Raw genomic sequence first — 13,347 nt, forward strand, 5'->3', positions numbered from 1 at the left:
ACTCAGGAGACGGCGCCGCGCAGGGCGTCGAGCTCGCGGCGGGCCTGCGGGACGAGGGCGCTCCGGGGGTAGTCGAGGATGAGCGTCTCGAGATGTTCGCGCGCGCCGCGCAGGTCGCCGCGCCGGCGCAGCGACCGCGCCCACTCCAGCTGCGCTTCCGGCGCCTCGCCCGACGCCTTGTGCTCGGTGGCGACGCGCGTCCAGAGCGCGACGGCGCGCTCCTCGGCGCGTCGCGCCGTCTCGATCCGGGCGGCGATGGTGAGGAGGAGGGACGCGCCCTCGGGGACCTCGACGGCCGCGGCCTCGAAGCGCCGCGAGGCCTGCGTGGAGTCACCGCGCGCGAGCGCGAGGAAGGCGAGGCCGATCGTCTCCGACGTCGCCAGCCGCGTGCGGTTGAGCAGCGAGAGCGCGCTCACCACGTCCTGTCCCGGCACCTCGGTGTTGCGCAGCGCCGTGCGCGCGGTGGCGAGGTCCCCGTCGAACAGCGCGAGCCACCCGGCCACGGCGTCCTCGGCCGCGAGCGGGGCGTCCTTGAGCGCGAGGCGCGCCTTGCCGATGTCGCCGGCGCGGATCCAGGCCCACGCGATCGTGCGCGCCTGCGCGCGCGCGCCCTCCTCGCCGAGCACCGGGCGGGCGCGCGCGAGCACGCCTTCGGCCTCGCGCGCCTGCCCCAGCCGTGCGAGCGCCTCGAGCTCCACCGGGAGCGTCTCCATGGTGCGCCGCGGCTCGGGGAGCATCGCCGCCGCGCCGCGCGCCAGGCGGAGCGCCGCGGGGGCGTCATCGGCGCGCATCGCCGCCTGCGCGCCGCGCAGCGCAATGTCGGCATCGGGGCGCGCGGCGTGGATGGCCGAGAGCGCGTCGCGCGTGGTGGGCCAGGCGCGCGCGCGCTCCACCTCGTCGGCGAACTGCCGCCAGATGGCGACCACGGTGTCGGACGGCTGCAGGGTGGCGAGCGCGGTCCACCCGTCGCGCGGCGCGTTCCAGGCCACCTCGAGCATCGCGATGGATTGCAGGGCGCCGAGCGAGGCGGGGGCGCGGGTGAGCACGGCGCGGATCCCGTCGCGCGCCGCGGCCGGCGCCGGCTGCAGCGAGAAGATCGTCGCCTGCTCGTAGTAGGGTTCCTCGCCCATCACGTCGCGCCACGCCTCGGCCGACTCCTTCCAGAGCCCGAGCGCGGCGCGCATCTGCGCCACCTCGAGCACGAGCGCGCGCGTGGTGCCGAGGGCGTCGGACGCCTGGCGGAGCACGGTGTCGGCGGCGGCGGCGCGGCCGTTGAAGAGCAGGACGCGCGCGTACTCGCGGTACGGCGTGACGTCGGTGGGGTTCTGGTCGCGCCACTCGGCGAAGGCGCGCGCGGCGCGCGTGTCGAGGCCGATGATCGAGTAGATGCGCAACTGCACGGCGCGCAGCTGCCAGTCGCGCGGATGCGCCGGGATGATCGTGTCGAGGAGCGGGAGGAGCGAATCCTCCTGCGCGAGCACGGAGAAGACGCGCTCGAGGCCGAGGACGGCCGCCGTGACCGCGCCGGAGTTGAGGGCGGCGCGCCAGGCGGCGATGGCCTCGCGGTTCTTCCCGGCGGACTCGGCCTCGAGGGCGCGGGAGACGTGCGGCGCGGCGGGTTCCTGCGCGGCGAGGGACGCGCCGAGCGGCGCGAAGGGGCTCGCGGCGAGGAGACCGGCGAGAAGCAGCCCCGCGCGCCGCAGCCCGCGCGCCGGAGCGCCGGGCCGCGCGGTCACGGCTGCTTCTCCGCGTTGAGGCGCCGGAAGTACTCGATCACGAGCCGGCGCTCCTCGGCGGAGAGCCCGCGCAGCTCCTCCCAGGTGGGGACGGTGTAGCGGTCGGCCGCCTTGTCCCGCGCCGGGCCGCCCGGCGGCGTGAAGCGCGCGGTGCCGCGCGCCGCGCGCGACTCGCGCCGCTGGCTCTCGTCCTTCTGCTCCTGCTCGAGCGCGCGCCCGGCGTCGAGCATCCGCCGGAAGAGCCGCTCCTGCCGCGCCTGCGTCGCCGCGTCGACGACGCCCTGGTCGAGCGCCTGCGCGAGCATCCGCGCCTCGCGCGCCATCTCGGTCGCGCGGCCGGTCGGATCGGCGTCCGCGACCTCGTCGAGCGCACGCGCCACCTCGCGCTGCGACCGCGCGAGCTCGCGCGCGCGCGTGCGATTGGCCGCGTCGATCTGGTCCTGCGAGGGGCGCGACTGCGCGCCCGGGAAGAGGCTCTGCATCTGGCCGTTGAGCGCGCCCTGCTGCTGCGCGAGCTGTTGCATCTGCTGCATCATCTCGGGGAGCCCCGAGGCGCTCTGGGCGTTGTTGGAGCGCTCGCGGTCGCGCGTGAGCTGGGCGGCGGCCTGCCGCATGGCGTTGGCCGCCTCCTGCATCGACTGCGACGCCTGCCCGCGCTGGCTCTGCGCCGCCTCGCGCGTGGCCTGCTGCGCGCGCTGCTGCGCCTGTTCCATCATCTGCTGCGTGCGCGGGGAGACGAGGGCCGACTTCTTCGCCTCGTCGCTCAGCCGCTGCTGCGCCTGCTCCATGCCCTGTTGCAGCGCGGCCTGCTGCGAGCGCAGGTTGGCGTCGTTGGGGTCGCGCTGGGCCTGCTGGGCGAGCTGTTCCTGCTCGCGCGCGAGCTGGAGCATCTCCTGCACCGACTGGTCGATCGCGTCGTTGAGCTCCCCCTTCCATTCCCCGACCTGCCCCTCGCGGGCGCGCTGCATCGACTGCGCCGCCTGCTGCATGGACTGCGCGGCCTGCTGCGCCGCGTCGCGCGCGCCCTGCTGGGCCTGCTCGCGCTGCGCACCCTGCGGCGCCTGCTGCGCGTCGCGCGCCTGGCGCATCGCCTCCTGCAGCGCGGCCTCGGAGCGGCGCGCCTCCTCGGTGGCGCGTTCGCTCTGCGCCGCGCCCGTCTGCGCCCGCTCGCGCGCGAGGCGCTCCTGCAGCGCCTCCATCTGCTGCGAGAGGTCGCGCGTCTGGCGCGCGAGCTGGTCGGCCTGGCGCGCATCGGGCGGCCCCGCCTGCGTGCTGTCGGCGAACTGCTGCTGCGCCCGCGCGAGGTCGCGCGCCTGGTCGGCGACCGACTGCATCTGCCCTTCGAGCGCGGCGCGCTTGAGCATCTCCGCGCTCTTCTCGAGCTGTTCGCGCATCCGCTGCTGCTGCTCGGCGAGGTCGCGCAGCGACTGCCGCGTGCGATCGCCGTCGAGCTGCTGCGAGGAACTCTCCAGGCGCTGCAACGCCTCCTGCATCTCCGGCGTCATCGCCTCGCGCAGCAGCTTCTGCGCATCCTGCAGCTGGCGCGCGAGGGCGGTGTCGAGCGCGCCGGCGGCGCGGAGGCGGTCCTCCATCTCCCGCGCCGCCTCCTCGAGCGACGAGACCCGTTCCTGCAGGTCGCGCTGCTGCTCGGCGATCTCCTTCGCCTGCTGCGCGCCCTCGAAGTTCATCGGGCGGCCGGTCGGGGACTGCTGGCCGGGGGCGTTCTGATTGGGCGTCCCAGGCTGCGGCGCGTTGGGCGCGTTGGGCGCGGCGCGATCGGCGCGGCTCTGCGCGGCGGTCTCGGTCCGTTCGGCGAGCTTCGCCTGCGCCTGCGCCGCCGCGTTGGCCGCCGCGACGACGGCATCGCTCGCGGCCTGCGCGGCGCGACGTTCCTCGTCGGTGCTCGGGACGCGCAGCACGAGCGGACGGCTCACGCTCTCGCGGTCGCCCGGCGCCGCATCGCGCGCCACCGCCACGTACTCCACGCGCATGCCCGGCTGCAGCGAGAGGTTCGCCATGTCCTGCACCGCCCCGCCCACCCACTCCGCCTCGCGCGCCTGGCTCAGCTGGTACGACGCCGAGTCGAGCACCGCCCCGTTGGCGCCGAGCACGCGACGGCGCAGCCAGACGCCGGTGAGCGCGTGATCGTCCTGCGCGAGCATCTCGATCCCCACGCGATCCGTCTCGCCCACGAGCGTCTCGCCGGTGGGCTCGAGGATCTCGATCCGCGGGAGCGAATCGTCGAGCACCTCGACCGAGAGCGGCGCGGGGAGATCCTCGATGGGCGTGCGCTCGCCCTTCGCTTCCCACGTGAAGGTCGCGCTCCGCGTGGGGGACCAGGCGCCGGTGAAGGTCGTGCCCTCGGCGCGGAAGTTCACGCGCGCCTCGTCGGCCACGAGCGACACCGAGGCGAGCGCCTCCGACGAATGCCCTTCGAACGCGAGGCGCGTCCCGGCGGGGAGCCGGAGCGGCAGGTCGGCGTCGAGCCGCTCGTTCGCGCGGTTGAGGTAGGCGGGATAGGTCGCGCGGATGGTGACGTCGCCGAGGAACGGCCGGTCGACGACGCGCACGAGCGCGGTGTCGCTCTCGGCGCGTCCGTCGCTCGCGAGGAGCGCGAGGTCGGCGTCGATGGGGCCGAGCGTCACGACGGCGATGCCGTCCGCGCCGACGGTGAGCGTCGTGTCGCGCCAGCCAGCGCCGGTCACGCGCCAGATCACATGGACCTCGCGCCGACCGGTGGCCTGCACCGTGAAGGCGGCCGACGTGCCGCGCTGGAGGCGACGCGGCGCCTCGGGGAGCGAGAGCGCCGGCAACAGCGTGCCGCGCCAGGCGGCGACCGGATTGAGCAGGGCGCGCCAGCCGTCCTCGCGCTTGCCGTAGCTGCCGGTGGCGAGGGCGACGACGTTCGCGAAGGCGATGCCGGAGAGCGCGGCGGCCCGCACGATCCGCTTCCGATGCCGAGGAGCGGGGCGTCCCGCGACGCCGCTCAGCGCGGTGCCGAGCGAGTCGGCGGCGCGATCGACGAAGGCCCCGCCCTGGTCCGCCACCTCGAGGAGCCCGGTGAGCGCGCCACGGCGCAACCGCTGCTCCTCCTCGATCGCCCGCGCGATGGCCTTGGGGGCGGTCCGCGCGGCCGCACGCTTGCCGACGAGGCGCGCGAGGACAGCGGCGCCGACGAGCGCCGCGACCCAGACGAGGAACGGCACGGCGGCGGGGAGGTCGAGCCAGCGCCCACGCGCGAGCCACATCGCGCCGGCGGTGAGCAGCGCGGCGCCGGCACCGAGCGGCACGAACAGCATCGGCAGCCGCGCCGAGCGCGAGAGCCGGCGGGTCTCGTCGGCGACGAGTTCGAGGACGCTCATCGGCCGGGCCCGCTGGTGACGGCGTAGACGAAGAGGTTCACGCCCATCCGGATCGCGGCCTCGTGCGCCGCGGGCGGGTCATCGGCATAGGTCCCGATGTCCTCCCAGCCGTTGCCGAGGTCGCTCTCGTGCGAATAGAACACCGCGAGCCGGTCGCCGATGAAGATCCCGTAGCCGCGCGCCGGCTTGGCGTCGTGCTCGTGGATCTTCGGCAGGCCTTCCGGGAACGGGTAGACGATGCGGTAGATCGGATGGTCGAGCGGCACGTCGACGAGCTTGCGGTCGGGGAAGACCTTGGCGATCTCGCGACGGAAGTGCTCGTCGAGGCCGTAGTTGTCGTCGGCGTGGAGGAAGCCGCCGCGCAGCAGGTACTCGCGGAGGCGCGCGGCGTCGGCGTCGCTGAACTTGATGTTGCCGTGGCCGGTGAGGTGGAGGAACGGGTAGTCCCAGAGCCGCTCATCGGCCAGAGTGGTGCGGATCTCGCGCGGCTCGACGGCGAGCGTGGTGCGCTCACGGATGGCCGCGATGAGGTTCGGGAGGCTCGACGGGTTGGCGTACCAGTCGTCGCCCTCGTACTGGAGGCGCGCGACGGCGAGGCGCGGACCGCGCGCGGTGGCGCCCGACGGCACGGCGGCGCCCGCGAGCAACGCCGCGGCGACGAGGCCGGCAGCGGGCAGCAGGAGGCGGGCGGGGCGCATCACTCGTGGGCGATCCGGTAAGCGAGGTTCCGTGGGGCGTGCGCGGTCTCCATCAATACGCGCACGACATCGCGTGCGCTCAACCCCTCGGCCCGCAGCGTCGCCGCCTGGGCGCGCAACGCCGCCTCGTCGAGGGCCACGGGTGGTGCCCCGGCGACGAGCAGCACCACCTCGCCCCGCGGCTCCGTCCGCGAATAGTACTGCGCCAGCTCCTCTACCGTTCCTCGGCGGAACTCCTCGTACTGTTTGGTCAGTTCCCGCGCCACAACGGTTTGCCGGCCACCGGCGCCGGCGGCGGCGAGATCGGCCAGCGTCTCCGCCACGCGACCGGGCGCCTCGTAGAGCGCCGCGGTGTGCGGGAGCGCGACGATCTCGGCGAGGGTGCGGGTCCGCTCCCCGCCCTTCCGCGGGAGGAACCCGTAGAAGGTGAAGCGATCGGTGGGCAGTCCGCCGGCGGCGAGCGCCGCGAGCAGCGCCGACGCCCCCGGGACCGGCGAGACCGTCACGCCGGCCGCGATGGCCGCGACGACGAGCCGATGGCCGGGATCGGACACCATGGGCGTGCCCGCGTCGGTGATCAGCGCGAACGACTCGCCGGCGAGGAGCCGCTCGACGAACCGCGGCGTCGCCTCGGACTCGTTGTGCTCGTGGTAGGCGAGCAGCGGCGTGCGGATGGCGTGCCGTTCGCAGAGGACGCGCGAGTGGCGCGTGTCCTCGGCAAGGATGGCATTCGCCTGCTGGAGCACCTCGATCGCGCGGAGCGTGAGGTCGCCGAGGTTCCCGATGGGGGTGCTGACGATGTGGAGCGTCCCGGGCGTCGCCGCGCCGGGATCGGTCACCACTGCGGCTTCCACGGCAGCGCGTCGAAGAGCCCGGCGGCGGCGAACATGTGGCGCCGCTGCGTGGTGAGCTCCTTGAGCGCCGGTTCGGGCTCGAGGCCGTCGGTCGCCAGCGCGGGGAGCGCCTCGGCGAACCAGGCGGCGATCGCGCTGGTGAGCATCGCCGTGTCGGTCACCGGGTCACGCACCGTCGGCATGCTCGGCGAGAACCGCTCGAGGAGCGCGAACTTGGCGACGGCGTGGCGCCGCGCCCCCTCGACGACCTCGGCAGCGTCGGTGCGGCCGGCCTTCTCGAAGCGCGCGATGAGGGCGGCGACGAGGTCGCGGTAGGCCTGGATGAGCGCGGGGGCGGCCTGCGCCGGCAGCGCCTCCGCCCGCGGCCAGAGGCGCACGACCGGCTTCGATGCGGGGCCGTGGGGATCGACGAGCGCCTTCACATGCGCCTTCACGTCGCCCTGGCGGGTGTCGGAGAAGAAGCCGCGCGCCGGCGACCCGGCCGCGATCATGACGTAGTGCACCTGCCCGTCCACGCGGATCTCGAGCGCGCCGTCGTGCATGGTGGCGTAGAGGAAGGCGAGCAGGGCGTCGCCGTCCTCGAGCTTGAGCTCGCGCGGCCAGGGGAGCGGCGCGCCCGTCTGCGTCGCCCACATCGTGTCGAGCTGCTCGTCCGTCGCCTCGTGGAAGCAGACGCTCCCGTACTCGGCCGCGGTGGGTACGCGCGTGATGGCGTCACTGATGGCGATGGGCGTGAACTTCTCGCCATCGGCGGTGGTGGTCGCGTTGACCACCTCGCCCTCCTCGAGGAAGAGCGTGATGAGCTCCTCGGGGAGCCAGACGGCGACGTAGCCGTAGACGCGTGCCGACCGGTCGCGCTTGGCGTCGGTGAGCAGGTTGCGCAGATGCACGTACGCCAAGCGGGTCCGTTGGAGCAGGACCCGCTTGGCGGGATACCGCAGTGCGTCGCGCGGGATGCCCATCAGGGATGGGACAGGGTCACGCGGCGTGCTGCTCGAACTTCGCGGCGAGCGCCTGCTTCGGCACCGCGCCGATCACCTGGTCGACGAGCTTCCCGTCCTTGAAGAACAGGAGCGTCGGGATCGACCGCACCTGGAAGCGCATCGAGGTCTTCTGGTTCGCGTCCACGTCGAGCTTGGTGACCTTCACCCGCCCGGCGAACTCCTCGCTGAGCTGCTCGAGGATGGGCGCGATCATGCGGCAGGGGCCGCACCAGGTCGCCCAGAAATCGACGACCGCGAGCCCGCTGTGCTGCTCGACTTCCGCCTGGAAGTTCTCGTCCGTCACCGTCACCGTCTTCGACATCGTTCTCACTCCCTCGTTCAGGCCGCTGGTGCCATGCACCGGACGGCCCCGCTAACGTTACGGCGATCCCTGCGAGGACCCGAACGGCCACTCCGCCCACCAGGACCGCCACCGATCATGACCGCACCACTCCGTGGGACCCGCATCGCGCATATCGGCATCGCCGTCGAGTCGCTCGAGGCGATCCTCCCGCTGTACCGCGACCTCCTCGGCATGCCCGAGGTCCCGCTCGACGACGCCGATGGCGCGCGCATCGCCGGCCTCGCGGCCGGGGAGTCGCTCGTCGAGCTCCTCCAACCGGAGGAATCCGACTCGCCCATCGGGAAGTTCCTGTCCAAGCGCGGTCCCGGCATCCATCACATCTGCTTCGCGGTGGACGACCTCGACGGCACCCTCGCGCGCTGCCGTGCGGCCGGCCTCCGCCTCATCGACCAGGTCCCGCGGATCGGGGCGGAGGGCAAGCGCATCGCCTTCCTCCACCCGGCCTCCACCCACGGCGTCCTGGTCGAACTGTCCGAATACTAATGGGCCAGCGTGAGGGACTGCGACTCGTCGGGGGTGCCCGGCGCCGTGCAGAAATCCCGCACGGCCGGCAGGTCGAACTCCTCGACGAACCAGCGCCCGGTCCGCGCGTTCCGGATGGTCGTGAACTGCGGTGACGCCGACTTGGTCCCCTGCGTCAACTCCACGCGGTGCGTCGTCCGTCCGTTCTGGCCGGGCTGCGCCGCGCCGATCCTCGCCGTGTCGTGCTTCAGGTGGCACGCCATGATGAGCATCCGGCGTTCCACCTCCTCGCGGCCCGCGCGTTCCCGCAACGGGGAGACCTCGTTCCCGAACATCGCGGACATCGCCTGGATGTCGCCGCCCTTGGCGGCATTCAGGAAGTTCTGGATCGCCACCTGCGAGGCTGCCGCGCCGGGCTCGGGACCGCCGACCGCACGTCGGCACCCCGCGACCGCGAGCAGCATCAGCACGAACGTCAGGGTGCGCTTCACCGGCAGACTCCTCATTAGGATGGGGAACACCAAGCAAAGATGAAGATGCAACGCCTCTATATCAACATCGATCACGTGGCGACGCTGCGACAGGCGCGTCGCGCGCGCTACCCCGACCCGGTCGCCGCGGCCCGCCTCTGCGAGGACGCGGGGGCCGACGGCATCACCGCGCACCTGCGCGAGGATCGCCGCCACATCCAGGACGCCGACGTCGAGGCCCTCGCGGCCGGCGCGCGCACGCCGTTCAACCTCGAGATGGCGGCGACGGCCGAGATGACGGCGATCGCCACGCGCCTGCGCCCGCACCAGGTCACCCTCGTGCCGGAGAAGCGCGAGGAGGTCACCACGGAAGGCGGCCTCGACCTCTTCCATGACCGGGACCGGCTGCAGTCCTGCCTCGACGCGCTCGCGGCGGCGGGGATCCGGACGTCGCTGTTCATCGATCCCGACCGGCGGCAGATCGACCGTGCGGCCGAGCTCCGCGTCGCGGCGATCGAGCTGCACACCGGGACCTATTGTCATCATCCCGAGGTGCCGGCCCACCTCGCCGCGCTGCAGGACGCCTCGCGTCATGCCCGCGCGGCCGGTCTCGCCGTCCACGCCGGACATGGCCTCACGCTCGAGAACGTCGGCCCCGTGGCCGCGATCCCCGAGTGCGAGGAGCTCAACATCGGACACAGCATCGTCGGCCATGCGGTCTTCGTCGGCCTCGCGGAGGCGGTCCGGGCGATGCGACAGGCCATGGACCGGGCGCGCGCCCGTTGACCCACGCTCCCCACGACGGCACACTTCCCCGACGGGTTCCTACCATGCACCAGCCACGCGCGGAGACGCGATGACGGGCGGCCTGCTCGATTTCTTCACGCTCGAAGCCAACGAGTACGTCGACCAGCTCGACGACCTCGTCTCGCGCGCGACGGCCACCCCGCCCCTGCCCGACCCGTTCGCGCGCGCGGCCCGCGGCCTGCGCGGCGCGGCGACCATGGCGAAGCTCAAGGGGATCGCCGACGTCGCCGCCGGACTCGAGCGCCTCGCGCGCCAGGTCCGCGACGGGAAGCTCTCCTGGGACACCGCCTCGCGCGGCGTCGCCATCGCGGCCGTCGATGACCTGAAGTTCCTCGTGCGGGGCGCCCGCACCTGGGGCGAGTCCGAGGACCGCCGCGCGGCCAACCGCGTCGCCGAGCTCGATCATGTCGCGCCGCGGACCCTCGTCCAGCACCAGCGCGGCAAGGGCGCGGCGTTCCTCGCGCACGCGGCCGCCGAGGCGGCGACCGGGCTGCTCTCATACGCGGACCACCCGACTTCGCTCGACGATTTCGCGGAGACGATGCGGCGCGTTCGCGCGCTGCGCGGCGTGGCAGCGCTCAAGGACCTCCCGCCGCTGGCCGAGGTCGTCGACGCCGTCGATGCCGCGGCCAAGCCGATCGAGATCGGGCAGGAGGATGCGACGGCCGAGCGCCGCCGCCTCTTCCGCGCCGCCGCGCGCGTCCTCGTCGAGGGCGGCGAGGCGATCCGCATCGGAGGCCTCCCCCCGACCGACACCACCGCGGTCCGCGACTTCGCCCACGCCGCCGACACGCTCCGCGCCGGCGAGCGCGAGACGGATCAGGTCGTGCCCATCTCGACCCTGCTCCCCGAAGGCCCGATGGGCGCGTACATCACGGCCTCGCAGAATCCGCCGACGACCGCCGCGCAGCGCTTCCGGCTGGAGGTCGTGAGCCAGGCCGAGCATCTCCGTCGCCTCGTCGCCGACGGGCGCGCCGCGATCGACGCGGCGACGCGCGACCGTGTGGGGCGCGAGCTCCGTGGTGCGGTGCGCTCGCTCGCGCGCGCGGCCCAGAGCTTCGCCGCGACCGAGATCGCGAACCTCTTCCTCGCCGCCGAGCGGGGCGCGGCGGGGCTCGACCAGCGCGCGCTCTGGGTGCTCGACGAGGCGGGGAGCGAACTGAGCCGTCCGATCGGGATCGCGCCCGAGGAACTCGCGCAGCGCTTCCGTGCGCTCGTGGACCGGCTCACCGGGACGCCACCGGCCCCGGTGACCGCCATCCCGGCGCGCCAGCGACGGACCTCGTCGCCGACGCCGGTCTCGGCCACGCCCATCTCGGGCACGCCGGTATCCGGCACGCCCGTGCGCGGCACGCCGGTCCGCGGGACGCCCGCCCTCGGCGTCGCGTCGCAGGGGGGTGCGGGGAACAGCGGCGTGCGCGGCGCCGAGCTCTCGGCGCTCCTCTCCACCGGCATCGCCGGGCTCGAGCCGCTCGCGACGACCCACCTCGCGAGCCCGCTCGCCGGCCCCGACGACGACGTCGTCTCGATCGACGAGCTGCTCTATCGCGGCAAGGAGGCGCTCGCGCGCGCGCTGAGCATCGGCGACGACCTGCGCGGCTCCACCGAGCCGCCCGACCCCGCCCGCCTCCACGAGCTGTACGACCTGCTGCAGCTCGCGTCGGCGGACTGACCATGCGCATCGACTGGCGCGGCGCGCTCGGGATCGCCCTGAGCGCGCTGTTGCTCTGGTACGTGCTCCACGGACAGGTCGGTGAGGTCGCCAAGGTGCTCGGCGGCTCGAACCTCTGGCTCTGGGCCGCCTGCACGGTCGTCGCCACCGCGATCTTCCCGCTGCGGGCGCGCCGCTGGCAGGCGATCCTCAAGCCGCTCGCCGGCCGCATCCCGGTGACGCCGCTCTGGCACGCCACCGCGATCGGGATGATGGTGAACAACGTCCTGCCGATGCGCGCCGGGGAGTTCGCGCGGGCGTTCGCGATCTCGCGCGAGCGCCGCGACGTCCCCTTCACCGCGGCCTTCGCCTCGCTCGCCGTGGACCGGATCTTCGACGGCGTCGTCGTCCTCGGGCTCATGCTCGCGGCGACGCTCGACCCGCGGTTCCCGTCCGATGCGCGCATCGTCGGCGACCTCGGGGCCGGCGACATCGCGCTCGGTGCCGCCGCGGTGCTCGGCGCCGTGCTGGCCGGGCTCTACGCGTTCCTGCTCTTCCCCGCCGCGATGCTGGGTCTCGCCGAGCGGGCCGGCGCGATCGTCTCGCCGACGTTCGGGACGAAGCTGCGCGGCCTCGCCGAAGGCTTCACGAGCGGACTCGGGGTCCTCCGCGACCCGCGCCTGGTGCTCGAGGTCACGTGGTGGACCGTGCTGCACTGGCTCACCAACGCCGCCGCGTTCTATCTCGGATTCCTCGCGCTCGGCATCGACGCGCCGTTCTCGACCGCCTGCTTCGTGCAGGGGCTCATCGCGTTCAGCGTCGCCGTACCGTCGTCCCCGGGCTTCTTCGGCATCTTCGAGGCCGCGGCGTCGGTCGGACTCAAGCTGTACGGCGTGGACGACGCCTTCGCGGTGTCGTGGGGCATCGGCTTCCACATCCTCTCGTTCATCCCGATCACGATCATCGGCGCGTGGTACTTCACGCGACTCGACCTGCACTTCAGCGACCTCAACACCCCGGCGAAGGCGCCGCCCACGCCGTGACGACCACGACCGCCTCGCTCGAAGCGCAGGCCAAGCTCAACCTCCTCCTGCGCGTCCTCGCGCGCGAGGAGAGCGGGTATCACCAGCTCGAGACGCTCTTCACGCGGATCGACCTCGCCGACAGCGTGCGCGTCGCGACCGACACCACGGTGCGCGAGGTCGTGTGCGACGGCGCCGACGTGGGGCCGATGGAGCGGAACCTCGCCTGGCGCGCGGCGATGGCGTACCTCGAGGAGACGGGCTGGCCGACCGGCTTCGCGATCCACATCGAGAAGCGGATCCCGCTGGGCGGCGGACTCGGCGGCGGCAGCGCCGACGCGGGTGCGGTGCTGCGCATCCTGAACGCGATCGCCCCCAAGCCGGTCTCCGACGCCGCGCTCGCCACGCTCGCCTTCCGCCTCGGCGCCGACGTGCCGTTCCTCACCGCGGAGGCGCCGCTGGCGCTCGCGTGGGGCCGCGGGGAGCGGCTGCTGGCGCTGCAACCGCTCCCCCGCCGCGAGGTGCTGCTCTGCCTCCCGCCGTTCGGGGTGGAGACGGCGGCGGCGTTCGGCTGGATCGCGGCGCAGCGCCGCGAGGAGCCGTTGCGCGCCCCCGCGCCCATGCGGCAGGAGGACCTCGACCGTTGGGATGGGGTCGCGAAGCTCGCGGAGAACGACTTCGAGTCCGCCGTGATCCACCGGCATCCGGGGATCGCCGCCTGCCTGGAGGCGCTGGTCGCCGCCGGGGCGCGGATCGCGCGGATGAGCGGCTCGGGGTCCACCGTGTTCGGGGTCTTCGACCGGCGCCCGCCGGCGACCATCCCGGGGCTGCCGGACGGGACCCGGCTGGTCAGTTCGCGGACCCTGACGAGCGTCGCGCAGGTGCGCCCGCTGGACTGAGGCGCGTTGTCCCCTGAGGGGGGCCGTGGCTAGCTTCGG

12 protein-coding genes are annotated in these 13,347 nt (G+C 73.9%); 5 read left to right on the forward strand and 7 right to left on the reverse strand.

Going from position 1 to position 13,347, the window contains the following annotated elements; all coding sequences use genetic code 11:
* Window positions 1-2 precede the first annotated feature (2 nt).
* Genes IPJ78_06605 through trxA form a run of 6 tightly spaced genes read right to left on the reverse strand, consistent with a single transcriptional unit; the run spans window position 3 to window position 7,955 of the window.
* Entirely contained in the window at window positions 3-1,736 is a 1,734-nt protein-coding gene (locus IPJ78_06605; protein MBK7906216.1) for a hypothetical protein, read from the reverse strand.
* A complete protein-coding gene (locus IPJ78_06610) occupies window positions 1,733-5,098 on the reverse strand; it encodes a hypothetical protein (GenBank protein MBK7906217.1) in 3,366 nt (1,121 codons plus the stop codon). The genes IPJ78_06605 and IPJ78_06610 overlap by 4 nt, the downstream gene beginning before the upstream one ends.
* Entirely contained in the window at window positions 5,095-5,796 is a 702-nt protein-coding gene (locus IPJ78_06615; protein ID MBK7906218.1) for a DUF4159 domain-containing protein, read from the reverse strand. The genes IPJ78_06610 and IPJ78_06615 overlap by 4 nt, the downstream gene beginning before the upstream one ends.
* A complete protein-coding gene (rsmI, locus tag IPJ78_06620) occupies window positions 5,796-6,635 on the reverse strand; it encodes a 16S rRNA (cytidine(1402)-2'-O)-methyltransferase (GenBank protein MBK7906219.1) in 840 nt (279 codons plus the stop codon). Before rsmI ends, IPJ78_06615 begins: the two co-directional genes overlap by 1 nt.
* Complete coding sequence (locus IPJ78_06625) at window positions 6,632-7,612, reverse strand: hypothetical protein (GenBank protein ID MBK7906220.1); 981 nt, start codon at window positions 7,610-7,612, stop codon at window positions 6,632-6,634. The genes rsmI and IPJ78_06625 overlap by 4 nt, the downstream gene beginning before the upstream one ends.
* Before the next feature lie 16 nt (window positions 7,613-7,628).
* Window positions 7,629-7,955, reverse strand: a complete 327-nt coding sequence (trxA, locus tag IPJ78_06630) for a thioredoxin (protein MBK7906221.1) — start codon at window positions 7,953-7,955, stop codon at window positions 7,629-7,631.
* A gap of 117 nt (window positions 7,956-8,072) precedes the next feature.
* On the opposite strand from trxA, the gene mce reads away from it, so the two are divergent.
* Window positions 8,073-8,480 (forward strand): methylmalonyl-CoA epimerase, encoded by a 408-nt coding sequence (mce, locus tag IPJ78_06635; protein MBK7906222.1) that lies wholly within the window; start codon window positions 8,073-8,075, stop codon window positions 8,478-8,480.
* On the opposite strand, the gene IPJ78_06640 is transcribed toward mce, so the two are convergent.
* Window positions 8,477-8,950: a hypothetical protein gene (locus tag IPJ78_06640; protein MBK7906223.1), complete on the reverse strand. Its 474-nt coding sequence runs from the start codon at window positions 8,948-8,950 to the stop codon at window positions 8,477-8,479. The genes mce and IPJ78_06640 overlap by 4 nt on opposite strands.
* A gap of 39 nt (window positions 8,951-8,989) precedes the next feature.
* Here IPJ78_06640 and IPJ78_06645 point away from each other — a divergent pair, with 39 nt between their 5' ends.
* The 4 genes from IPJ78_06645 (at window position 8,990) to ispE (ending at window position 13,308) form a co-directional block, all read left to right on the forward strand.
* The gene (locus IPJ78_06645) at window positions 8,990-9,715 is read left to right on the forward strand and encodes a pyridoxine 5'-phosphate synthase (protein MBK7906224.1); all 726 of its coding nucleotides are present in this window, start codon (window positions 8,990-8,992) and stop codon (window positions 9,713-9,715) included.
* A 70-nt stretch (window positions 9,716-9,785) separates the two neighbouring features.
* On the forward strand, window positions 9,786-11,408 hold the full coding sequence (locus IPJ78_06650; GenBank protein ID MBK7906225.1) for a hypothetical protein: 1,623 nt from the start codon (window positions 9,786-9,788) through the stop codon (window positions 11,406-11,408).
* Window positions 11,409-11,410: 2 nt separating this feature from the next.
* A complete protein-coding gene (locus tag IPJ78_06655; protein MBK7906226.1) occupies window positions 11,411-12,430 on the forward strand; it encodes a flippase-like domain-containing protein in 1,020 nt (339 codons plus the stop codon).
* Entirely contained in the window at window positions 12,427-13,308 is an 882-nt protein-coding gene (gene ispE / locus IPJ78_06660) for a 4-(cytidine 5'-diphospho)-2-C-methyl-D-erythritol kinase (protein ID MBK7906227.1), read from the forward strand. The genes IPJ78_06655 and ispE overlap by 4 nt, the downstream gene beginning before the upstream one ends.
* Window positions 13,309-13,347 lie beyond the last annotated feature (39 nt).

The sequence above is a fragment of the Gemmatimonadota bacterium genome (assembly GCA_016714015.1).
In the GTDB taxonomy this organism is placed as follows: Bacteria; Gemmatimonadota; Gemmatimonadetes; order Gemmatimonadales; family Gemmatimonadaceae; genus Pseudogemmatithrix.